This window comes from Nocardia cerradoensis NBRC 101014, assembly GCF_000308535.1.
GTDB classification, from domain to species: domain Bacteria; phylum Actinomycetota; class Actinomycetes; order Mycobacteriales; family Mycobacteriaceae; genus Nocardia; species Nocardia cerradoensis.
The window spans coordinates 67,724-87,115 of record NZ_BAFW01000387.1; the positions used below are offsets into that span (position 1 = coordinate 67,724).

A 19,392-nucleotide genomic window follows, 5' to 3' on the forward strand; every position below is an offset into this window, starting at 1 on the left:
ATCGCGACGCTGTCATTCCCCAGCGTGTCACGGACCTTGCCGCCGAGGGCGAGATCGGACGAGTCAGACGCGGCTGACGGAGGGGCCAGTGTGCCTCTAAAATAGAGGCATGATCGAAAGTCTCATACTGCGGGTGTGGCGATCGAAAGACTCGACGCCACTGCCGGCCTTGCTCGCCGAGGAAGCGACCTTCTCGAGCCCGGTCGCCGATTACCACGGCCGGGCGCGTGCGGCACATCTGCTGGCAACGATCGCGACGGTGCTCGACTCGGTACATCAGACCCGCCAGTGGACCGACGGGCAGCAGCGGATATTCGCGTTCACCGCACGCTTCGCCGGTCAGGAGCTCGAAGGGGTGCTGCGGGAAGAGCTCTCCGAGACCGGCAGCCTGACCCACGTGACATTGTTCCTGCGGCCGTATCGGGTGTTGCGCGCGGCCATCGCGGAAATGGCACGACGACTGGAAGCTTCGCCCCCGCCGCAGGCGGCCTGATCATGGCGCCCGAAACGCCACGCCCGGGGCGTCCGGTGCGCGGATCGGCCACCGGACGCCCGATCATGGCCCTGTTCGATCTGCTCGGGCGCCGTTGGATACTGCGGGTGATCTGGGAACTCGATCAGGCCCCGGGCCCGCTCACCTTCCGCGAGCTGCGCACCGCATGCGGCGACATCTCCTCGAGCGTGCTGACCCGGCGGCTGGCCGAACTCACCGAGGCGCGCCTCATCGAGCGCGAGGAGGGGTACCGGCTGACCCGCGCGGGGCGCACACTCGTCGAGCGGCTCGCGCCTCTGACGCACTGGGCGGCGGAGTGGCGCAACGATATCGGATGAGTCGCCGCCCGGCTGCCGAGAGCGGAGGAACCCGCGGCGTCAAATGTGGTGGTGGCCGGAGAGGCGTTCGTGGTCGATTTCGGCGTCGCGTTCGCGGTCGCGCTCATGGTCGGATTGGGCGTTCACGTTCCATGAGATCGGGTGTGCGCCGGGGCCGCAGTCCTGACTCGACCGGATGGTCGATTCGGGGCGGATCCGTACCTCCTGGACGAGCGGACGGAGGTCGCTGCACATGACGAAGATTCCGGCGGTTGCCGGGCCCACATCGGTATTCGTACATTCGATCTCGACGCGGCTGTCGACCGGAACCGATGAACAGAACGCCTCACGGGGCCGCAGCGCCTGAGCAGATCCCGCGCCGACGGTTGTCGACACCGTCACGGCCGCGAGACCGGATATTACCGCGCCCACGATCGATAGCCGGCGGGCACTTCTCTTGGGGATGGACACCGAGCATCTCACTTTCACTGCACTGCAGAACAATTCCCGAAAGCGTATGCACACCGGGACATATTTCCCAATGGAAGGAATTCTCGACACCGTCGACCGCCTCGGACGGCATGCTTGTCACGCCTCGACGAGGTCGTCGCTATCGTGAACGACAAGTGTGCTGTTCAGCCGCAACCTGACCGGCGTGGCTCGATCGCTTCGGGGATGGAAAGGCGCGGTATCGGAGCATGGCTGAGGATCTGACCGTGACCGGGATGCTGGTGATACCCGCATCCGAGTTGCGCGAGCGGTTCTCACGATCGTCCGGTCCCGGAGGCCAGCACGTCAACACCACCGACAGCCGGGTGGAGCTGTCTTTCGACCTCGCCAACTCGCCCTCGGTGCCGGAGTGGCTGCGCACCCGGATGCTCGACCGCCTGGCCTCCCGGCTGGTCAACGGGGTGCTGACAGTCGCCGCATCCGAGGAGCGCGCGCAGCTGCAGAACCGCGCGACCGCCCGCGACCGCCTGGCCTCGATACTGCGTGACGCCGCTGCCGCCCCGCCACCCGTTCGCCGCGCCACCAAGCCGTCGCGCGGTGCCAAGGAACGCCGCATCGCCGCGAAGAAGCGTCGCGGCATCACCAAACGCAACCGGCGAATCTCCCCGGACGACTAGCGCCGCGTCGGAAAAAGCCGGGATTCTTGCTCAGCTTCGCACGAAAAGTTCATCGCATCCGCCTCAATCATTGCCCTATGTCGAGCCGGATACCGCATCGAGCAGTCGCGCGCGCTCTCTGTCGGACGCCTCCGTTCCGGACACCGGCTCCGCGAGCACACACAGCAGCAGCGCCACGCCTACCGCTCCCGGGTCGGGGTGGCCGACGGCGCGCTCGCCGAGGTAACTGGCGCGACCGCGGCGTGCCCGCAGGGCCGCGGTGGACAGCGCTCCATCCACTGCGGCGCTCACCATGGCGCCGACATCGCCGGCATGGAGCGCCTCGACGGCCGGAGCGAGCGCGTCGACCATGGTGCGGTCGCCGACTTCCGCCTCGCCGACGCGCTGGATGGCGGCCAGACCATCGCTGATGCCGGCTTGGAGGGCGTCGATGTAGGAATCCGACCGTGCCGCCCGAGTGTCGAGTGATTGGAACAGCAGGCCGAACAGTGGGCCGCTCGTGCCGCCGACCTCGTCGAGGAAGACCGCCCGCAACGTATCCCACGGGGCGGGGGAGTCCGGTGCGGCAAGGCGGCCGGCGACCTCGGAGAGCCCTTCGCGCAGATTGACGCCGAAATCTCCGTCACCAGTGATCTCGTCCAACTTCGTCAGTGCGGGCTCGGCCGCGAAGAACACCTCCTGCAGGCGGGGAACGGTGCTGTCGAGCGTCGTCATCGCCTCGCTGCTCATCGGGTGGCCTCCTTCCAGGCGGGTGCGCCGGTCGGTGCATGCCAGAGATCGATCCAGCCGTCGGCGAGTTGGGTGAGGGTGATCGAAAATCCGCTCATATCCAGTGCGGCAACGAATGTGCCGACTTGGACCGCCGCGATGTCGCGGCCTCGGTCGCCGAGCGCGCGCGCCGCGAGTTCGAGGACCGTGCAGAGCTCGAGTTCCGTCGTCGCGCCGAGCCCATTGATCAACAGTAACAACGGTTTTCGATCATCTCCGGGCAGCGATGTGAGGATATCGGTGAGCATCCGGTCGACAAGTTCCGCGAGCGGTGGCCTGGTGATCGCGGTCGCGGCGCGTTCGCCGTGAATTCCCACCCCGTATTCGAGCTGATCGGGTTCGAGTTCGAAGGCCCGCGCCCCGGTATTCGGTGACGTCAGCGCCTCGGTGGCCACCGCGATACTGCGACTGTGCCCGGCCACCTCGCGGCCGAGCGCCGCCAGCGAGGTGAGGGTGTCACCGCGGTCCGCGGCGGCGCCGAGGATCTTTTCCACGACGATCGTCGCGGCCGTCCCGCGCCGTCCGGTCGCCGTCTCGTCGGATTCGGTGGCCACGTCGTCGTCGACGAGTACCCGCTCGACGTCGATGCCATCGGCAGCGAGTCGTTCCGCGGCGATGCCGAAATTGATCTTGTCTCCGGTGTAGTTCTTGACGATGTGCAGCACCCCACCGTCCCGGGCGACGGCCTTGCTCGCCTCGTAGACCTGCCGATTGTGCGGTGAGGCGAAGACCTTTCCCGGCACGGCAGCGTCGAGCATTCCCATGCCGACGAATCCGACGTGCATCGGCTCGTGGCCGGAACCGCCGCCGGAGACGAGGGCGACCCGCCGTGTCGGCGCACCGCGATCGTGGTGCACGAACAGTGGGTCGGTAGTCAGCCGGACCCACGGGTGTCGGCGCACGAAGCCTTGCAGTGACACCTCGGGACCCTGGCCTGGTTCGAGCAAGAACAGTGCCGGCACAGATATCCTCCTCGTCGATCGACTGCGTGATGTCCAGTATCACGGAGCCGGGGCGCTGCCTCGGCGTGGATTCCCGATCTTGGTGGGCCACAGGTTGTTCCGCTTCGCGGAGAGCGGAATCTGCGATGATGTTCGCCGATTACAGTGTTGCCCATGACAATCGAATACGTCCGATACCGGATCGCCGAGCCCGACGCGGCCGAATTCGAGGCCGCTTACGGTCGTGCCGCACGGTCGCTGGCGGCGGCCCCACAATGTGTCGACTACGAGTTGTCACGATGCGTCGACGAACCCGAGTGCTACGTCCTGCGCATCTCCTGGACCTCCGCCGAGGACCATATCCAGGGATTCCGCGGCGGTGAGCATTTCGCGGCATTCTTCGCCGAGATCGAACCGTATGTGCAGCGTATCGAGGAGATGCGCCATTACGAACGCACCGCTGTCCGAGGTTCCGGGTCCTCGGTGCCGAGCATGTACGACTGGCTCGGTGGTACCGAGGCGCTGGAGCGGCTCACGAAGGTCTTCTACACCCATGTCCTGGCCGACGACCTGATCGGGCCGTTGTTCGCCGGAATGGACCCGGGCCATCCGCACTATGTGGCCATGTGGCTCGCCGAGGTATTCGGTGGTCCCTCCCGCTACACCGGCGAGCGCGGCGGTTACGACCACATGCTGGCTCACCATCTGGGCAAAGCCATCTCCGAGCCGCAGCGCCGGCGCTGGGTGTCGCTGCTGCTGGATGCCGCCGATGAGGCCGGCCTGCCCGCTGACCCGGAGTTCCGGGCCGCGTTCGTCGGCTACATCGAATGGGGCACCCGCATCGCGCTGGGCAACTCACAGCCCGACGCCGACCCGCCGCGGCATCTCCCGGTACCCCACTGGGGCTGGGGTGTGGCTCCGCCGTATACCCCCGCCTGAGCGTGACCCGCTCCCCGCTCGGCGCCGGGAGCCGGTGACGATCAGTGTTCGGCGGCGGTAGCGGCCTGCCGTTCGGAGAGCAGCCCGGCCAGGGTCAGCGTGAGGGTTCGGGTGACGATGTCGGAGAAAGTCACGTGCAGTTCCGCGACCGTGGGGTCGGCGTCGTAAGCGGCTTGCAATGCCTCGGTCGGGGTGCTGTGTGGCCATGCCGCGGCGACGGCAAGGATTGTGGTCGAAGCGAATTGGAAGCCGTCGTCGGCTGTCAACTCCGGTAGGACGGTCGTCACGATCTGGGCGATCTGGTTCACCATGTCATGCATGGACCGCTTGTGACGCAGCACCACCTCGGTCGAGACGTTGCGCTCGAGCACCGCGGCCTGGGCGCTGATGAGGTCGCACAGCACCGGTCTCGCCTGCACCGTCGTGGTCACCGCCGCAACCAGGCGGCCGGAACGCCCTCGGAAGGGACCCTCCGCCGAGCGGGGAGTCGATCTGTCGAGGTCGGCCAGCCATGCTCTCGCCTCGGTGTCGAGCAGTTCCAGCAGGATCGCTTCGCGTGATTCGTAGTAGCGCAACACATTCGACTTCGCCAGCCCGACCCGGCGACTGAGTTCGTTCAAGCTCACCGCCGCGACCGGCATCTCGGCGAGCATTCCCGCGGCAGTGTCGAGTAGCACCTGCCGACGATGTTCACGCTGCTCCTCGGTGCGTGCCCTCTGAAAGTCCACCCCGTCAGATTACAGACCACCCGTCTGTTGTTTAAGAGACCGATGGTATGTTAGCGTTCGAGCCGTAACAGACCATCGGTCTCTTCTCTGATTCGAACCTTCAGGAGTTCCCATGTCCTCGCTGATCCGCACACCTTTCAACGCCCGGACCACCGCCGCCGAGGTTCTCGACGGCGTCGACCTCACCGGTAAACGGGCGGTCGTCACCGGCGCCTCTTCGGGCATCGGGGTGGAGACCGCCCGAGCACTCGCGGGAGCAGGTGCCACGGTCACCTTGGCTGTGCGCGACATCGTCAAGGGCGCCGAGGTCGCGGCCGACATCTCCGAAACCACGGGGAACGGCCGCATCGATGTGGCGCCGATCGAACTGGCCGACCCCGCCAGCGTCGATGCCTTCGTCCACGCCTGGAGCGGGCCGTTGCACATCCTGGTCGACAACGCCGGGATCATGGCCATCCCCGAGCGAACTCTCACCTCGTACGGCCAGGAACTCCACTTCGCCACCAACCATCTCGGCCACTTCCGCCTGGCCGTCGGCCTCCACGACGCGCTGGCCGCGGCCGACGGCGCCCGGATCGTCTCGGTCAGCTCCGCCGGAAATCTCGTATCACCGGTGAACTTCGACGACCTGAACTACAGCTTCATTCCCTACGACGGCCTCAGCGCCTACGGCCAGTCCAAGACCGCCAACGTCCTTTTCGCGGTGGGAGTCGGGCAGCGCTGGTCCGACGACGGCATCACCGCCAACGCCCTGATGCCCGGTGCCATCAACACTCGTCTCACCCGACACTTGGGCCCCGCCTGGTTCGAGAGCCAGGAGGGCGCCATGCCGATGCAGCCCAAAACTCCGGAGCAGGGTGCGGCGACCTCGGCTCTGCTCGCCGGCTCCCCGCTCGTCGAGGGCGTCACCGGCCGGTACTTCGAAGACGTGAACGAGGCAGAAACCGTCACCGAACGAGGTGACGGAGGCTCCGGCGTCGCCGCCTACGCGCTCGATCCGGCCAACGCCGAACGCCTCTGGGACACCTCGCTGCGCCTCATTCGCTCCTGACCGGTGGGGCCTTCGGTCATGTTCCCGACTCCGGTTGTGGCCCTCTCGCGCCCCCCCAATTCGCCTACGGGACATAGGTGTTCGTGGAATGTTCCTCTGCCGGGTCTGTGCGAGGCGCGGGGCTTTTCCGGATGTGCGGGCCGCTGGAGCAAGCGATGGCACGTTCTGTGCGAGCGCGGCCTACTGGCACGACTTCGCCCGCCGGCAACCACCGCCTCCCACACCCCAACAGCGCGTGGAAGTCGAGCGCCCGGCTCGCACGCGCCCGTCCTCCGAAATGCTTGCGGCACCGGCTTATTCGACGGTGCAGGGCACGATGGCGCGGCGCCCGGGCACCGATCCTCAGCGAACAGCGGGGACCAGTGTCAGTGTCCTGCCGTCGGCGACGGTCGTGCCGGTGTAGCGGGCGGTCGAGTCGTCGCGGATCAGGGTGCCGTCGGTGCCGATGGCGAAGCGGCGCAGGACTTCCTCGCCGGCACGCATCGGATCGGTGCCCAGGACCCACAGCGCCTTCCCGCTCGGCGACATCACCGACGATTCGGCGTTGACACCGGGTTCGGGGGCGAAGTCGACGTTGGGCAGGGGACGCAGGGTTCCGTCGGGCTGGACCTGGTAGGAGCTGATGAACGACGAGCCCATATTCGGCACGTACAGGAAGCGGCCGTCGGGAGTGGTGCTCGCGATGTGCGGCAGCAGGCCCGCCTGGTACGGCGACCCGGCGACCTCGCTCGAGGTTCCGTCGTCGGCGCGGTTGAATGCCTGTACGGTGCCGCTGATCTCGTTGCTGAAGAACACGTGTCGCCCGTCCGGGGTGATCACCGGGTAGATGGTGTTGATGCCACCGGCCACGCGCTGCTTGACCTCGGACAGGGTGGCGTCGTCGTGGATGTCGAAGACCACCAATTGACGGCCGGTGACGCTGGCCACGTACAGGTTATGTCCGTCGGGTGATATCTCGGCCGAACCGAGGCCGTCGACCGCGCCGCCCACCGGAACCGCCGGACCGTTCGGGGACGGAACTCCGTTGCTGTCGATCCGGATCGGCAGGATCGACGCATTCACCGCGCCGACCGTGACGAACCCATCGCGGCCGTTGGGCGCGAAGGTGATGTCGACCGGAGCATCGGGCAGCGGCATCGATGCGCCCGGCGTCAGGCCGCCGTCGGGGCCGACGGCGTAGGAGATCAGCCGCGGATCGATCGCGGGGGCGGCGAAGAGGAATCGGCCGTCACGCGACGCCGCGTGCGGCCAGTTCGGGACGCCGGTTGGGGCCCGGCCCGGGATCGGGGTCGGCTGCCCGGTGTCGGACGCGTTGAACCCGACGATCCCGTCGCTCATGAAGCCAGGGGCATAGATGTGGTATCCGGCGTCCGATGCCGCCGGCGCCGCCGTCGCGGGCTGGGCTATCGCGGCGAAACCGGGGAGCACGGTCGCGGCGACGGCCAGCACCCAACCGGCACGCCCGCGCACACGGACACGTGTGGTGGAGCCCTCCGCGCGAGCCGCTCCTCCATGACCTGTCATCGTCGAATCAGCTGTCATGGCGCGAAGCCCATGGCGGGTACAAGGGCACCGACTGTCCAGAGAGTTGGACAATCCGCGGCCCGACCGGCGGGCGTCGAGTTCGCGTCCGGTGCCACGTCCGACGGGTCGAGTCCGGATCTACGCCGACAGCCTCTTCATGTGGCGGCCTCGGCGACCCCGATTACCCCGATGGCAAAGCGGTCATCAGTCGACACCGGTTACGCGCACAGTGGAAGACGAGAAGATCATGCGGAAGCAGACCGGCCGGGAGGCCGACGTAATCGAATTCGGCGAATTCGCGGCAATGGCCCGTCATTTTGCGCCGATGATGCGGCGCGAAACAAAGGTCGGCCTGCGGGTCGCCCAGAGCGGAATCGGTCTCCGGCGGAACGGGATCAGGAGGCCGACTTGGGCTGGGACAGGTCCCTGATGCCGGTGATCGCCGTGATGATGTTGTCGATGGTGGAGGTGCCCTCGTCGAGGGCGGAACTACCGGAGTCGAGCGTGGCCGAGCCCGACGACGCGGAGCCGGAGTCGGCTGATCCGGAGCTCAGCTGCGCGGGGGCCGGAGTGGTCGAGTCGGCGGACGGGGCCGCTGCGGAGGCCATGGCTGCCGGGCCGACGAAGAGGGCGGCGGCGGAGAGGGTGGCGGCAGCGAGGATCTTGCGAGAAACCATGTACGGGGATTCCTTTCACAGGTGAATAACGACGCCATCACGGCGTGCCATCAAATATATGAAAGAGAAATCTGGGAGGCCACTTTCGTTACTGTGTCAATCGTCACCGTTAACAGCTGGCGAACTATGCATTTTGTTGAGGTGACACCATTTGATCTTGCATTCTCCCGATAATTGAACGATCAAACGTCCATGTTCTCGAATCGCGCGCATCGCCCTGGTAGAAGGGGCCCACCGCGGCGTAATCTACGCATGGGCTGCGTTCAGCCGATGGAGCATATGTCGCCGGCCGCGGCTCACATCGCCCACCCGACCAAGGAATCGTGATGGTCCTCTTCATCGACGTGCACGAACATTTGCCCGAAGGCACGACAGCGCAGGACGTGGCCGCCGCCCACGCCGCCGACCAGGCGATCCAGGGAGACTACGGCGTGACGTACCAGCGCTACTGGGTCGACGAATCGAGCCACACGGCGTTCTGCCTGGTCGACGCCCCGGACGCGGACACCGCGATCACTGTGCACCGCGAGGCGCACGGCCTCGTGCCCGACAGGATCTACCCGGTGGTCGAGGGCACCTGACCATTGCCGCTCGAAACGAGGTACCGATGTCCACGACCCCGCCCGGTTCCCCGGGCACTCGACGCGATCGGCCGGCTACGGCCGCCGTACTGATGGCGGCGTACGGACTGGTCGCCTACCTGCTTTTCCTCGTCGTCTTCCTCTACGCGATCGGCTGGGTCGAGGGCTTGGTCGTACCGCGCGACATCAACGAGGGCCCCGCGGCGTCGACCGCGGTGGCGATCGTGATCGACCTGATCCTGCTGTCGATCTTCGCGGTCCAGCATTCCGCGATGGCCCGGCCCGCGTTCAAGCGGGTGTGGACCCGCGTTGTCCCGGAACCGATCGAACGCTCGACCTACGTGCTGGCCGCCACCGCGGCGCTGGCGCTGATCATGTGGCAGTGGCGTCCACTACCGGCAGAGGTCTGGCACGTGCCGGCCACCCCGGCCCGCATCGTGCTGTACGCGGTCTCGCTGGCGGGCTGGGCTCTGGTGTTGATCGCGACCTTCGCCATCGATCACTTCGAGCTCTTCGGTGTGCGGCAGGTCCTTCGCCACCTGCGCGCGCAGCCCGACGCCGAACCGGATTTCCGTACCCCCACCCTGTATCGCGCGGTCCGGCACCCGCTCTACCTGGGCTTCGTGATCGCGTTCTGGGCGGCTCCGACGATGACCGCCGGTCGGCTGTTGTTCGCGGCCGTCACCACCGGCTATATCCTCGTCGCCATCCGCTTCGAGGAGCACGACCTCGTCGGTGTCTTCGGTGATCGCTACCGCAACTACCGGCGGCAGGTCCCGATGCTCGTCCCCCATCCGCATCACGGGAGTCGTGCCCATCCGGTCGATCTGTGAGGCGGCACGCGTTTCCGGCCGTCAGCGCCCGAAGACGTCGACCGCGATTTCCCCACCGAGGTGATAGTCGGCGGACAGATGCAGATTGTCGCCACTCCAAAATCTGCCCGGGTCATACCAATTCGGGCGCTTTTCCGGCAGCAATCCCATCGCCTGGTACGTCATGGCGACGATTTCCGCGCAGTAGGCGTTCTCCAGACCTGCCTCGGCTTCGCGGGGCTTCGAACGCTTCGGCAGCGGTATCCGGCCGCGAAACCACCTGCCCGCCAGCGCACTTGTGGACGGAAAGGGCATGCCGTCCAGCCGCGCCACCGTCCGCAGCGCCGCGTCCTCCATCTCGCGTGTCACGGGCCGATCCAGCTGGCGCAGCCACGCTTGCTGCCCGTAGTCATTGGTCCAGCGCAGGACCGCGGCCTGCAGATCGTGCAGCTGGGCGCCGCGATGGTGGTTGCCCGACCAGACATCCGGCAGCGCGCGGCCGAGCTCGGCATGCCAGATCAGCGCCGGCAGGTCGTCGACGACCACCGCCATACCGACGTGGTTGACCGGGCTGTTGGTCAGCCCACGGATCGCGCGGTCGGCGCCGGAATGTCCACGGAACAGCCACAAGTCGCCGGTCCGCGTGAGTTCGACCGCTTCATCCAAACCGATACTCGAAGGCGCTTCGCGTGGCACGACGACTAGCCTAGGCCGTATGCGGTGGTGGAAAGTACTCGGCTTGGCAGGAGCCGCGGGTGTCGCGGCGACCGGAGTGGTGATCGTGCGGTCCGAGCGCAAACGCCGTGCGTATACCCCGGACCAGGTCCGGGACCGGCTACACGCCCGTCTCGGTGACGAAGCCGAGCCCATCGGCGACGATAAGCGCTGATTACGGACGTGAAGCGTTCGCCCGCAACGGCTTCGATGCCCTCGGTGTGCGGCCGGTGCGGCGCTCATTCGTACACGGGGGTCGGCTGTTCAGACGGCGACCACGGTCAGCAATGCCTCGAGCCCCTTGAAGTCGTCCGGGTTGCGCGTGAACAGGGGGAGATCGTTCGCCGAAGCGATAGCCGCGATCATCAGGTCCATCCGGCGCGGCTTCGGGTTGCGTTTCGCTGCGACAACCAGTTTCGACATGGACGTGAATCGCCGGGCGGCGGTGGAGGAGAACGGCAGTGCGTCGAAGGTGTGCTCGAATTCCAGCAAGCGTTCGGTGCGAATCGCCAACTCCTCCGCGGTTGCCGCCATGGCTGTGCCCAGCCCCAGTTCGGCGAGTGTGACGGTGCTGATTCGAAGCTCGATGGGTAATGCGGCCTCGTCGATCAACGGCAAGTCGATGCACACGCAGGTATCCAGCAGTCCGGCTTGATGTCGAAAGCTGTTGTCCGGCTCAGTCATCGAGCCGGTCTTCGCCGAATTCGGCGTCTACTTGCGCTCGTTCCGCTGCGCTGTCGGCGTAAGCGGCGAATCGTGCGAATCGTCGCTTGGCCACGGCGGCTGTAACGGTCCGCTTCGTGGTGACGGGCCGGAGTTCGCCCACGGGCCTGCCGTTGCGGGTGATGACGAAATCGTCCCCGGCCTCTAACGCGTCCATGATCCCGGCGCTACCGTTGCGCAGTTCGGCTTGGGTAATGGTCCTGGTCATCGCTTCACTATAGCAACGCATGCTATGTGATGCTATGCGTCGTTTTCGGGACGACCTGGGCGGTGAGCGGGTCGTTCTTTCCGATGACGAGCCGGGCTTGCGTCAGTAGTTGCCGCCGGGCGGGTATTCGGAGAAGAACTGCTGGAGCCAGGGGGTGGCGGCGTCGAAGCCCCACCGTACGACGCCGAGTATGGCATTGCCGGTATTGATGACCACGTACCCGATGACATCGCGGTTTTGTTCGGCGAGTTGCTGAAGCGGCTGGATGATATTCGTGAACATGATGTGTCCTTCGCATCCGGGCGGATGGATACGTTCAAGGCTGCCACAGTGGGCGATGGGGGACCAGGGGTTGACGGCGGGCGCGGGAGGGCATTCACCGGCGCGACAGCTTGCCGATCGAGAGTGCTCAGGCCTGGGAGGGTTTGGGAGCGAAGGTGTCAGTGGTCTTCCTTACGCTGCGTGCATGATTCGTTCTTGGACGCGACTGCGCGAACAGCTTCGCGTACCTGCCGGTCTTCTCGAGCAGGCCGGCACCGATCCCGATGGCGTGAACACTCGCCGGTCGCTCGGCGGCATGCTGTCCGGGGTGTCGCTGCGCGACGGTAGGCCCTCGTCGGTGGGGAGCGTGTGAGGAAGTGCGCAGGCTCGATGGCGAGGTGCACGTTCACTACAGCCAGCTCTACGTGGAGAGTGACCCCGAGAGTGTCGGCCCGGACATGGAGGAAGCGTTCGCCGGGCAGAGCGCAGGGCTGTGCGGCGCTGCGGTACCCGGCGCCCTGTGGCTGATGACCGGGCTGCACACCGGCAACGTCGGTTTCACCGCCGAAGTGCGCGGCCAGGCTCCGCCGCTCGATCCCGCCTGGGAGGACGTCGTGGAGGTGTCTTTCCGCCCGGTTTCGGCTCAGAGTTGGCTGATGCAGTGGGCAGGCGAGGCGTGCTGGGAACTGGATCTGGAAGAGATCGACTACCGGGTGCGGTACTGCGCGCAGGGCATGGACCAGGCGCACCAGAAGGACACCAGACTCGATGACGAGCCCCTTCTGGACCGTTACCTCCTGCAGTTCTGGCCCGCCCCGCCCGAGCCGGACCGGGTGGTTCGGCAGACCGCGGAGATCGCGGCGTATTGGCACGACTATGCCCGCCGGCAACCATCTCCCACACCGGAATAACGCGAAAGTTCCCGGCTCGTCTCGCGCACGGTCGGTTCGCCCGTGGAAGCGGTTCTCTGTCCACCCGGTCGGTCCGTGGGGGTGCGCGGCCGAGCAGTCGGCTGCCGTCGCCCCACCAAATGCGCCTGGACTACCGCTTCACGCTCACGGCACCTCGCGCCCGCGCAGGGCGAGCACGCCGGGCCCGCTCAGGTCATCGAGATAAGCGGTGCGGCCGGCCATGGCCATGGTCAACGCGATCGTCGTTCCGGTGACCAGAGGGCCGGTTCCGGCAGTGAACGGGCCGTCGGTCGCTTCGAAACGGAGGCCGTCGATCGTGCTCCGGCTGGGAACCGCGAAGTCGCGGCTCGCGTAGAACCTCGCGACTTCGGTGGCGGCCTCGACAGACGGTTCGCGCAGTATCCCCAACGGTCGTCGGATGTCCTGGGCGTGCACGATCACCTCCCCGAGCCATGCCGCGGTGTGTCCGGACGGGGCGGTGGTGCTGGTGACGATTCTCCGGAACCGCGCCAAAGTCTCGGCTGGGGTGCCGCCGCGATGTTCGGCCAGCCGCCGAGTGTTGTGTTCGTCGAAGTCGAAGCGGGCGCCGGCGACACTGACCAGCCAGCGCAACCGCCCGGTGCTCGCGGACGCCGTCAGGTGTGCGACGACCTCCTCGACCGTCCAGCGACCGCACAGCGATGGCCGGGCCCACTGGTGATCGTCCAGCTCGGCGAGATCGTCCGCCAGAGCCGCACGTTCGGCGTGGGCCATGGCCCAGAGGGCGTCGCGAGACATGACATCCGACACCGGAAACCTCCATTCGAGCCGGCCGGGCAAGCCGATGACGTGGCTGCACGGACCATGGCACTGTCGCACCACATTCGTGGATTCACAGTGCAGACGATGTCGGTCCCGCGAACTCATCGGTCGCCCTGGAACGCGGCCGAGCCCGCGTCACCGACCACCCATCCCCGACATCGCGATTCCACGCACGAACGACTTCTGCGCGAACGCGTAGATCACCAGCATCGGGGCCACCATCAGGATGGACGTCGCCATGAGGATCGGCCAGTTGGTTTCGTATTGGCCCTGCAGGCGCACCAAACCCAGTGTCAGCGTGGAGATTTCGTCGCGCTGGATCATCACCAAGGGCCATAGGAAATCGTTCCAGACGGTCACCCAGGTGAGCACCGCGAGCACCATCACCGCGGGCCGGGCATGGGGCAGCAGCACCCGCCAGTAGGTCTGCCACACCGAGCAGCCGTCGAGGATGGCCGCTTCCTCCAGTTCGACCGGCAGGGTGATGAAGAACTGGCGCATCAAGTAGGTGCCGAACGCGCTGCCGAACAGGCCCGGCACGATCATGGCCAGGGGACTGTCCACCCAGCCGAAGGTGCGCATGAGGATGAACTGGGGGATGACCGTGACGGTCGTCGGCACCATCAGGGTGGCGAGGTAGGCCACGAACAGGACGTCGCGGCCCTTGAACGGCAAGCGGGCGAAGGCATATCCGGCCAGTGAACAGAAGAACACCTGGCCCGCGGTCACGCAGCCCGCGTAGAGGACGGTATTGAAGAAGATCCGTCCGAACGGCATCAGGTCGAAGATGTCGCGGTAGTTCGACCATGCCAGGTGGGCCGGGACGATGCTGGTGTCGGAGATGTTGCCCTGCTTCTTCAGCGAACTCGACAGTGCCCACAGCAGCGGAAAAAGTGCGCACCACGCCATCACGACGAGCGCCAGATACAACAGCATGCCGCGCCCGGTACGGCGGAGAACGGCACGATTCGCGGTCGCTGTCGCCACCTAGGCCTCGCTTTCGTAGGCGTTGCCGCGGGTGATTCGCAGTTGCAACAGCGTCAACACCAGCAGGATCGCGAAGATCACCCAGGCGAGGGCGCAGGCGTAGCCGATGTCGTCGAAGGAGAAAGCGTTCTGGTACAGCATGATTCCGAGCACGTAGGTGCCGGTTTCGGGGCCGCCTTTGCCGCCGGTGAGGACGTAGGCCTGATCGAACACCTGAAACGAGTTGATGAACGTGATGACGAAGGAGAACACCAGCGCGGGCCGGATCAGCGGCACGGTGATCGAGCGGAACCGGCGCAGTGCGCCGGCGCCGTCGATCCGGGCGGCCTCGTAGACATCGGTCGGGATGCCCTGTATGGCGGCGAGCAGGACGATGGTGGCGAAGGGGACGCTCTTCCACACACTCACCAGGCACAGCGAGAACATCGACCAGCGGGGGTCGGTGAGCCACGGGACCGGACCGATCCCGATCCAGCCGAGGGCCGTGTTGAGCACGCCGTAGTCGGTGCTGAAGGTGAGCCGCCAGACCACCGCCATCGCGACCGTCGAGGCGACCAGCGGCATGAACATGATGCTGCGAAAGATGCCGATGCCCTTCAGTTTCCGGTTCAAGGCCGCCGCGACGACGAGGCCGATGACGATGGTCGGGATCAGCGTTCCAGCGGTGAAGATCACCGTGTTGCGCAGGGCCACCCAGAACAGCGGGTCGTGCGCGAAGAGCCGGCGGAAATTGTCGAAGCCGACGAACGTCGGCGAACTGAACAGATCCCAACGGTGCAGGCTCAAATACAGCGTGAACACCAACGGGAACGCCATGAACACCGCCACCGCGATCAGGTTGGGCGCGATGAACATTCGGCCCGCGGCAGCCTTGCGCCGACGCAGCGCGGAACGTCGTGGTTTGCCGAGGGTCGTCATAGCGGCACCCGGTCGGCGCAGCGAGTCGCTGTGCGATTGTCGCTCACTGTGGTCGGTGATGTGCGGGACACCCGCGCCCGGCCGGCACAGCGAACTGCTCGCGCGATTGTCGCTCACTGTGCCTCCAAAAGATCGTTGATCTGTCCCGCGAGGCCCCGCTTGAACCACTCCGCGGAGGCGGCACCGCGAAACACGTGGTCGTAGCCCTGTTCGATGACCGCGTCGACGCGGGGCCACGCGGGTGTGACCGGCAGATTGTTGGCGTGATCGCCGCCGTGGAACACCTCGAGGTTGTGCACTCTCTCGTGCGCCTGCGCGAACCCGTCCGAGGCGAGGGCCGATTTCAATGCGGGAACGAACAACCCCGACTTCGCGATGACCGCCTGACCGACGGGTCCGGTGGCGAATTTGACGAATTCCCAGGCCTGTTCCTTGCGCGGGCTGTCGGCCGCGATGGACAGGCCGGTGGTGCCGATATCGGAGCGAGCGGCGGTACCGCGCGGGCCGACCGGCAGCACCGTGACGTCGAAGTCGAGGTCCGGCTGACCGGTGTAGGCGCTGTACATCCAATGCCCGGACAACGCCATCGCGGCCTTGCCCTGGGCGAACATATCCGACGACGAAAGCGATTGCTGGAATTCGATTCTCGGCATCACCCGGTGCCGGGTCGACAGGTCGGTGTAGAACTGCACGCCCTCGATGAAGGCGTCGTCGTCGATATTGGTGCGGGTCGGGTCGATGGACGGGCTGAACCATTCCACGCCGTTGTTCATGCCGAAACAACTGGCGGAGTAGTACACGGTCCAGGGATCCACGAATCCCCACTGAACGACGTCGCCGGAGCTGTCGCGTCTGGTCAACGCCCGTGCGGCATCGAGGAATTCGTCGAAACTCCAGGCGTCCTCCCAGCGCGCGGGCGGCGGTGCGAGCTTGGCGTCGGCGAAGAGTTTCTTGTTGTAGTACAGGAAGATTCCGGCCCACTGCTCGGGTAGCGCGTGCTGCGCGTTCTTGTAGCGGAAGGTGTTGTACAGCGCCGTCGAACTGTCCTTCTTCAGCTCGGCCGCGTACGCCGGGTCCTTGTCGAGAATCGTGTCGAGATTTTCGAAGATGCCGCGTTCGGCGAGGAAGGAATAGGACAGGTCCCACGACATCAGCACGTCCGGACACTTGCCGCCCGCGCAGTAGGTGAGGATCTGGGTCTGCGGATCGGGGCCCGACATCTGAGTGCGGATCTTGATGTCCGGATGCAGCTTGCGGAACTCGTCGATGATCGTCAGCCGGACCTTCGCCTCATCGGGTTTGGCCTGGAAGAAGAAGGTGAGCGCATCGTCGTCGTGGTCACCGCAGCCGGTGATCGAGGAAGCGGCCACTGCCGCGCCGGCGGCCGCCGCACCGCGCAGGAGTGTGCGCCGGTCGAACCTTCGAGATGATGCCACCCACGCCCCCGTTCGGTTACAGCAAGCGAATTTCTTTGCCGACGAACGTAATACCGCAGGGGCCTCTGCGTCCGGAAAACACACCAGAGACCGGTCGAACGCCTCTGTGCCTCGTGATCGAGCCGGACCCGCCGCAAATACAGGACCTGTCGGTCAAAAACTGCTCCACCCCCTCGATGCTCGCGCGCGGCATACTGGAGACACAGCGCCGACTTCGGGAGTATCGAGATGGCAACCAACGGGCCTTTCGGGATCGATCCGGAAGAATTCGAGCGCGCTCTGCGCGAGGCCGAAATCGAGGTTCGCGACCTGCTCGGAAAGGCCGCCGGATACCTCGACCGCACCACCGTGAATTCGCTGACGTCGCTGTTCGGTCAGTTCGTTCGGCCGGACCACACGCGATCGCCGGAACCGGACGACGCGACGACCGGGGAGACCGGCAGCGGGGTATGGGCCGTCTACAGCGTCGACGATGCCGGTGAGGCCCGGGTCGAGCAGGTATTCCCGACCGAACTCGAGGCCCTGCGCGCGCACCGCGACAACACCGACGAACGCCGCAAGGTGCGATTCCTGCCCTACGGCGTCCCCACCAGCGTGCTCGACCAGACCTGAGAGCGCTGAACCGATCGCGGTTCGCACACTGTGCGGACGCGATGAATGTTACTTGTGCGATCAACCGGGGGTCTGCGGTACCTGGATGCCGAAAACAGGTACGGGCATAGGTAGATCTCCCGTCGCTGATCGTGTGCCGGCGAAGCAGGCTGTGGGGGACAGATCGCACACTACTGCTCGGGGTCGACATGAATGCACAGCAGCGGCAGAGAAGCCGTTCCGGCGCGATCCGCGGTGCGAGTTCCGGGGATCTCCTCACGACAATCGGTGTCGAACGCCCCGGAGCCCGGCAGTGCTGACCCTCGCCGAGCGCGCTCGGCTGTCCCACGGTGATGTGCATGTGCGAATCTGGTTGGGCCGAACGGCCTTCGACTATCGGGCGACCGTCGCGGCGGCGGTCACTCTGATTCACGACTGCCGCCGAAAGCGCTGGTGTGCGATCGAAGTATTCCTGCACGGGATCGAAGACGCACTCCCCGAAACGCGCTTGCCCAACGAACGATTGTTCCTGGACCCGCAACCACTTCGGCAGGACGCGTAGTCGCGCGGATAGCCGGAATTCGAGTGCTCGGCGATCGACGTTCGAACTGTCACGCTCGAGTTCTGTGTGGCGTCGCCGCGTTCGCCAGGGCGAGGGCTTGGGGGTCCTCGTCGGGTTGGCCGGTGCCGGTGGCGATCAGGTCACGCAGGCTCGTGTCGATGTAGAACGACCAGCCCTTGCGGCAGGCGTCGAAGCATTCGAACGCGGGGGTGAGGCCGACGTGGGTGAAGCGGAGTTCGGTGGTGTCGGCGCCGGGTGTGATCTCGAAACGGATCTCGGTGCCGTTCCACTCGGTCTGGTCGTCGACGAGGGTGAGCCGGGCGTCGAGGACACGCCACACGACGCGTTCGTGGGGGACGACCTCGGTGACCTCGATGGTGGCGCGATGGACGCCCGGCACCTCGTATGTGAAGACGTCTCCGGGCTTTTCGCTGCGTCCGGTGAGAGTTTTCGACCACCAGCCGCGCACGTCGAGCACGGCGTCGAAGAAGGTTTCGGGGGTTCGGTCGACGGTGAAGGTCGTCGAGAAATTCTGCTCGGTCATGGGTTTCTCCCTGAAGGGTGGGTGAATCGGCCGCGATATTCAACCGATGGGTTGACAGTAGGTGGGCGCAGGCGGAATAGTCAACCATGTGGTTGATAATTCTTCGGAACAGCTCGACGTGGTGTTCCATGCGCTGTCGGACGCCACGCGCCGCTCGATGCTGCGCACCCTGGCGCGGCGCCAATGCAGTGTGGGTGAGCTCGCCGCCCCGTTCGACATCTCGCTCGCGGCCGCGTCCAAGCACATCAAGGTGCTCGAGCGGGCCGGGCTGGTGCGCCGCAACGTGCGCGGACGTACCCATCTGTGCCGGCTCGACCCGCGCCCGCTGCGAGAGTGCGCCGAATGGGTGAACTTCTACGAGCGCTTCTGGGGTGAGAGTCTCGACGCCCTGGAAGCCGCACTGCTACAGGAGGATTCGCGGGATGAGTGACTACGGCGAGGTCGTCGAGCCGGGCACGGTTCGCATCGAACGATTACTGCCCGGGCCGATCGAACGGGTGTGGGCCTACCTGACCGACGTCGACAAGCGCGCGACCTGGCTGGCCGGCGGCCTGCTCGAACAGGCCACCGGCGGCCGGGTCGAACACCTGTTCCGGATCCATGAACTCACCGGCGAGGGCGACCCCGCCGAGGTGGCCGACCGCCGGCACGGCGAGGTGCTCGAATGGGAGCCCCCGCATCGGCTGCGCCACACCTGGAGCACCGGCGGCGGCCTCGCCGACTCGGACGTGACCTTCGCGCTCGAGCAGGTCGCCGACAAAGTCCGGCTGACCGTCAT

The 19,392-nt window shown here is 66.2% G+C and carries 29 protein-coding genes; 14 read left to right on the plus strand and 15 right to left on the minus strand.

All coding sequences use genetic code 11. The features are described 5' to 3' along the window. Positions 1 to 109: 109 nt before the first annotated feature. Positions 110 to 493 (plus strand): hypothetical protein, encoded by a 384-nt coding sequence (locus tag ON23_RS34810; RefSeq protein ID WP_143859943.1) that lies wholly within the window; start codon positions 110 to 112, stop codon positions 491 to 493. A gap of 2 nt (positions 494 to 495) precedes the next feature. Continuing rightward, positions 496 to 831: a winged helix-turn-helix transcriptional regulator gene (locus ON23_RS34815; RefSeq protein WP_039784037.1), complete on the plus strand. Its 336-nt coding sequence runs from the start codon at positions 496 to 498 to the stop codon at positions 829 to 831. Positions 832 to 870: 39 nt separating this feature from the next. Here the strand turns inward: ON23_RS34815 and ON23_RS34820 are convergent, their stop codons facing one another. Further along, the gene (locus ON23_RS34820; protein WP_039784039.1) at positions 871 to 1,212 is read right to left on the minus strand and encodes a hypothetical protein; all 342 of its coding nucleotides are present in this window, start codon (positions 1,210 to 1,212) and stop codon (positions 871 to 873) included. Between the two features lie 296 nt (positions 1,213 to 1,508). On the opposite strand from ON23_RS34820, the gene arfB reads away from it, so the two are divergent. Beyond that, positions 1,509 to 1,937 carry an alternative ribosome rescue aminoacyl-tRNA hydrolase ArfB gene (arfB, locus tag ON23_RS34825; RefSeq protein ID WP_039784041.1) on the plus strand — a complete coding sequence of 143 codons (429 nt, stop codon included), beginning with the start codon at positions 1,509 to 1,511 and terminating at the stop codon, positions 1,935 to 1,937. Between the two features lie 75 nt (positions 1,938 to 2,012). Here arfB and dhaL read toward each other — a convergent pair whose 3' ends face one another. Together dhaL and ON23_RS34835 are read right to left on the minus strand one after the other, a co-directional pair. After that, on the minus strand, positions 2,013 to 2,666 hold the full coding sequence (gene dhaL, locus ON23_RS34830) for a dihydroxyacetone kinase subunit DhaL (protein WP_086007062.1): 654 nt from the start codon (positions 2,664 to 2,666) through the stop codon (positions 2,013 to 2,015). Then, a complete protein-coding gene (locus ON23_RS34835) occupies positions 2,663 to 3,667 on the minus strand; it encodes a dihydroxyacetone kinase subunit DhaK (protein ID WP_039784043.1) in 1,005 nt (334 codons plus the stop codon). Before ON23_RS34835 ends, dhaL begins: the two co-directional genes overlap by 4 nt. A 153-nt stretch (positions 3,668 to 3,820) precedes the next feature. On the opposite strand from ON23_RS34835, the gene ON23_RS34840 reads away from it, so the two are divergent. After that, positions 3,821 to 4,585, plus strand: a complete 765-nt coding sequence (locus tag ON23_RS34840) for a group II truncated hemoglobin (protein WP_039784045.1) — start codon at positions 3,821 to 3,823, stop codon at positions 4,583 to 4,585. Between the two features lie 41 nt (positions 4,586 to 4,626). On the opposite strand, the gene ON23_RS34845 is transcribed toward ON23_RS34840, so the two are convergent. Then, positions 4,627 to 5,313 carry a TetR/AcrR family transcriptional regulator gene (locus tag ON23_RS34845; protein ID WP_039784047.1) on the minus strand — a complete coding sequence of 229 codons (687 nt, stop codon included), beginning with the start codon at positions 5,311 to 5,313 and terminating at the stop codon, positions 4,627 to 4,629. Positions 5,314 to 5,425: 112 nt separating this feature from the next. Here ON23_RS34845 and ON23_RS34850 point away from each other — a divergent pair, with 112 nt between their 5' ends. After that, entirely contained in the window at positions 5,426 to 6,364 is a 939-nt protein-coding gene (locus tag ON23_RS34850; RefSeq protein ID WP_039784049.1) for an SDR family NAD(P)-dependent oxidoreductase, read from the plus strand. A 342-nt stretch (positions 6,365 to 6,706) separates the two neighbouring features. Here the strand turns inward: ON23_RS34850 and ON23_RS34855 are convergent, their stop codons facing one another. Together ON23_RS34855 and ON23_RS38380 are read right to left on the minus strand one after the other, a co-directional pair. Then, the gene (locus tag ON23_RS34855) at positions 6,707 to 7,834 is read right to left on the minus strand and encodes a lactonase family protein (RefSeq protein ID WP_157170383.1); all 1,128 of its coding nucleotides are present in this window, start codon (positions 7,832 to 7,834) and stop codon (positions 6,707 to 6,709) included. Between the two features lie 449 nt (positions 7,835 to 8,283). Then, entirely contained in the window at positions 8,284 to 8,565 is a 282-nt protein-coding gene (locus tag ON23_RS38380) for a hypothetical protein (RefSeq protein WP_157170384.1), read from the minus strand. Between the two features lie 326 nt (positions 8,566 to 8,891). On the opposite strand from ON23_RS38380, the gene ON23_RS34870 reads away from it, so the two are divergent. Both ON23_RS34870 and mddA read left to right on the plus strand, forming a co-directional pair. Continuing rightward, on the plus strand, positions 8,892 to 9,146 hold the full coding sequence (locus ON23_RS34870; RefSeq protein WP_039784058.1) for a nickel-binding protein: 255 nt from the start codon (positions 8,892 to 8,894) through the stop codon (positions 9,144 to 9,146). A gap of 92 nt (positions 9,147 to 9,238) precedes the next feature. Next, a complete protein-coding gene (gene mddA / locus ON23_RS34875; RefSeq protein WP_039784061.1) occupies positions 9,239 to 9,979 on the plus strand; it encodes a methanethiol S-methyltransferase in 741 nt (246 codons plus the stop codon). 21 nt (positions 9,980 to 10,000) lie between these two features. Here the strand turns inward: mddA and ON23_RS34880 are convergent, their stop codons facing one another. After that, entirely contained in the window at positions 10,001 to 10,654 is a 654-nt protein-coding gene (locus tag ON23_RS34880; protein ID WP_039784063.1) for a hypothetical protein, read from the minus strand. Positions 10,655 to 10,673: 19 nt separating this feature from the next. Here ON23_RS34880 and ON23_RS38660 point away from each other — a divergent pair, with 19 nt between their 5' ends. Beyond that, positions 10,674 to 10,847, plus strand: a complete 174-nt coding sequence (locus ON23_RS38660; RefSeq protein ID WP_167331924.1) for a hypothetical protein — start codon at positions 10,674 to 10,676, stop codon at positions 10,845 to 10,847. Positions 10,848 to 10,936: 89 nt separating this feature from the next. On the opposite strand, the gene ON23_RS34885 is transcribed toward ON23_RS38660, so the two are convergent. The 3 genes from ON23_RS34885 to ON23_RS34895 form a co-directional block, all read right to left on the minus strand. Then, complete coding sequence (locus ON23_RS34885) at positions 10,937 to 11,356, minus strand: type II toxin-antitoxin system VapC family toxin (RefSeq protein ID WP_051043764.1); 420 nt, start codon at positions 11,354 to 11,356, stop codon at positions 10,937 to 10,939. Further along, positions 11,349 to 11,603 carry a type II toxin-antitoxin system Phd/YefM family antitoxin gene (locus tag ON23_RS34890; protein ID WP_039784117.1) on the minus strand — a complete coding sequence of 85 codons (255 nt, stop codon included), beginning with the start codon at positions 11,601 to 11,603 and terminating at the stop codon, positions 11,349 to 11,351. The genes ON23_RS34885 and ON23_RS34890 overlap by 8 nt, the downstream gene beginning before the upstream one ends. Before the next feature lie 102 nt (positions 11,604 to 11,705). Further along, on the minus strand, positions 11,706 to 11,885 hold the full coding sequence (locus ON23_RS34895; RefSeq protein WP_036510003.1) for a hypothetical protein: 180 nt from the start codon (positions 11,883 to 11,885) through the stop codon (positions 11,706 to 11,708). A 184-nt stretch (positions 11,886 to 12,069) separates the two neighbouring features. Here ON23_RS34895 and ON23_RS38385 point away from each other — a divergent pair, with 184 nt between their 5' ends. Both ON23_RS38385 and ON23_RS34900 read left to right on the plus strand, forming a co-directional pair. Beyond that, on the plus strand, positions 12,070 to 12,237 hold the full coding sequence (locus ON23_RS38385) for a hypothetical protein (protein WP_157170385.1): 168 nt from the start codon (positions 12,070 to 12,072) through the stop codon (positions 12,235 to 12,237). A 4-nt stretch (positions 12,238 to 12,241) separates the two neighbouring features. Further along, positions 12,242 to 12,775: a hypothetical protein gene (locus ON23_RS34900; protein WP_051043765.1), complete on the plus strand. Its 534-nt coding sequence runs from the start codon at positions 12,242 to 12,244 to the stop codon at positions 12,773 to 12,775. Between the two features lie 144 nt (positions 12,776 to 12,919). On the opposite strand, the gene ON23_RS34905 is transcribed toward ON23_RS34900, so the two are convergent. The 4 genes from ON23_RS34905 to ON23_RS34920 form a co-directional block, all read right to left on the minus strand. Continuing rightward, a complete protein-coding gene (locus ON23_RS34905; RefSeq protein WP_039784066.1) occupies positions 12,920 to 13,564 on the minus strand; it encodes a maleylpyruvate isomerase family mycothiol-dependent enzyme in 645 nt (214 codons plus the stop codon). Positions 13,565 to 13,711: 147 nt separating this feature from the next. Then, positions 13,712 to 14,512 carry a carbohydrate ABC transporter permease gene (locus tag ON23_RS34910; protein ID WP_051043767.1) on the minus strand — a complete coding sequence of 267 codons (801 nt, stop codon included), beginning with the start codon at positions 14,510 to 14,512 and terminating at the stop codon, positions 13,712 to 13,714. A 51-nt stretch (positions 14,513 to 14,563) separates the two neighbouring features. Beyond that, a complete protein-coding gene (locus ON23_RS34915; RefSeq protein WP_051043776.1) occupies positions 14,564 to 15,481 on the minus strand; it encodes a carbohydrate ABC transporter permease in 918 nt (305 codons plus the stop codon). Positions 15,482 to 15,594: 113 nt separating this feature from the next. Beyond that, the gene (locus ON23_RS34920) at positions 15,595 to 16,917 is read right to left on the minus strand and encodes an ABC transporter substrate-binding protein (protein ID WP_039784071.1); all 1,323 of its coding nucleotides are present in this window, start codon (positions 16,915 to 16,917) and stop codon (positions 15,595 to 15,597) included. 228 nt (positions 16,918 to 17,145) lie between these two features. On the opposite strand from ON23_RS34920, the gene ON23_RS34925 reads away from it, so the two are divergent. Further along, positions 17,146 to 17,529 carry an Rv0313 family protein gene (locus ON23_RS34925; protein ID WP_039784073.1) on the plus strand — a complete coding sequence of 128 codons (384 nt, stop codon included), beginning with the start codon at positions 17,146 to 17,148 and terminating at the stop codon, positions 17,527 to 17,529. Between the two features lie 292 nt (positions 17,530 to 17,821). Further along, entirely contained in the window at positions 17,822 to 18,070 is a 249-nt protein-coding gene (locus ON23_RS34930; protein WP_039784075.1) for a hypothetical protein, read from the plus strand. A gap of 49 nt (positions 18,071 to 18,119) precedes the next feature. On the opposite strand, the gene ON23_RS34935 is transcribed toward ON23_RS34930, so the two are convergent. Beyond that, on the minus strand, positions 18,120 to 18,614 hold the full coding sequence (locus tag ON23_RS34935) for an SRPBCC family protein (RefSeq protein ID WP_039784078.1): 495 nt from the start codon (positions 18,612 to 18,614) through the stop codon (positions 18,120 to 18,122). Between the two features lie 88 nt (positions 18,615 to 18,702). On the opposite strand from ON23_RS34935, the gene ON23_RS34940 reads away from it, so the two are divergent. Both ON23_RS34940 and ON23_RS36420 read left to right on the plus strand, forming a co-directional pair. Beyond that, positions 18,703 to 19,044 (plus strand): ArsR/SmtB family transcription factor, encoded by a 342-nt coding sequence (locus ON23_RS34940; protein ID WP_051043769.1) that lies wholly within the window; start codon positions 18,703 to 18,705, stop codon positions 19,042 to 19,044. Beyond that, positions 19,037 to 19,392: SRPBCC domain-containing protein (locus tag ON23_RS36420; protein ID WP_051043770.1), on the plus strand; the 356-nt coding region annotated here is incomplete at its 3' end. The genes ON23_RS34940 and ON23_RS36420, both read left to right, overlap by 8 nt.

Excerpts from the sequence above, each read along its gene's own strand:
- ON23_RS34815 (WP_039784037.1), top strand. The coding sequence starts at position 496 with ATGGCGCCCGAAACGCCACGCCCGGGGCGTCCGGTGCGCGGATCGGCC.
- ON23_RS34910 (WP_051043767.1), bottom strand. The coding sequence starts at position 14,512 with ATGCTGTTGTATCTGGCGCTCGTCGTGATGGCGTGGTGCGCACTTTTT.
- ON23_RS34840 (WP_039784045.1), top strand. The coding sequence starts at position 3,821 with ATGACAATCGAATACGTCCGATACCGGATCGCCGAGCCCGACGCGGCC.
- ON23_RS38660 (WP_167331924.1), top strand. The coding sequence starts at position 10,674 with ATGCGGTGGTGGAAAGTACTCGGCTTGGCAGGAGCCGCGGGTGTCGCG.
- ON23_RS38385 (WP_157170385.1), top strand. The coding sequence starts at position 12,070 with ATGATTCGTTCTTGGACGCGACTGCGCGAACAGCTTCGCGTACCTGCC.
- ON23_RS34895 (WP_036510003.1), bottom strand. The coding sequence starts at position 11,885 with ATGTTCACGAATATCATCCAGCCGCTTCAGCAACTCGCCGAACAAAAC.
- mddA (WP_039784061.1), top strand. The coding sequence starts at position 9,239 with ATGGCGGCGTACGGACTGGTCGCCTACCTGCTTTTCCTCGTCGTCTTC.
- dhaL (WP_086007062.1), bottom strand. The coding sequence starts at position 2,666 with ATGAGCAGCGAGGCGATGACGACGCTCGACAGCACCGTTCCCCGCCTG.
- ON23_RS34850 (WP_039784049.1), top strand. The coding sequence starts at position 5,426 with ATGTCCTCGCTGATCCGCACACCTTTCAACGCCCGGACCACCGCCGCC.
- ON23_RS34935 (WP_039784078.1), bottom strand. The coding sequence starts at position 18,614 with ATGACCGAGCAGAATTTCTCGACGACCTTCACCGTCGACCGAACCCCC.
- arfB (WP_039784041.1), top strand. The coding sequence starts at position 1,509 with ATGGCTGAGGATCTGACCGTGACCGGGATGCTGGTGATACCCGCATCC.
- ON23_RS34810 (WP_143859943.1), top strand. The coding sequence starts at position 110 with ATGATCGAAAGTCTCATACTGCGGGTGTGGCGATCGAAAGACTCGACG.
- ON23_RS34915 (WP_051043776.1), bottom strand. The coding sequence starts at position 15,481 with ATGACGACCCTCGGCAAACCACGACGTTCCGCGCTGCGTCGGCGCAAG.
- ON23_RS34890 (WP_039784117.1), bottom strand. The coding sequence starts at position 11,603 with ATGACCAGGACCATTACCCAAGCCGAACTGCGCAACGGTAGCGCCGGG.
- ON23_RS38380 (WP_157170384.1), bottom strand. The coding sequence starts at position 8,565 with ATGGTTTCTCGCAAGATCCTCGCTGCCGCCACCCTCTCCGCCGCCGCC.
- ON23_RS34870 (WP_039784058.1), top strand. The coding sequence starts at position 8,892 with ATGGTCCTCTTCATCGACGTGCACGAACATTTGCCCGAAGGCACGACA.
- ON23_RS34925 (WP_039784073.1), top strand. The coding sequence starts at position 17,146 with ATGGCAACCAACGGGCCTTTCGGGATCGATCCGGAAGAATTCGAGCGC.
- ON23_RS34885 (WP_051043764.1), bottom strand. The coding sequence starts at position 11,356 with ATGACTGAGCCGGACAACAGCTTTCGACATCAAGCCGGACTGCTGGAT.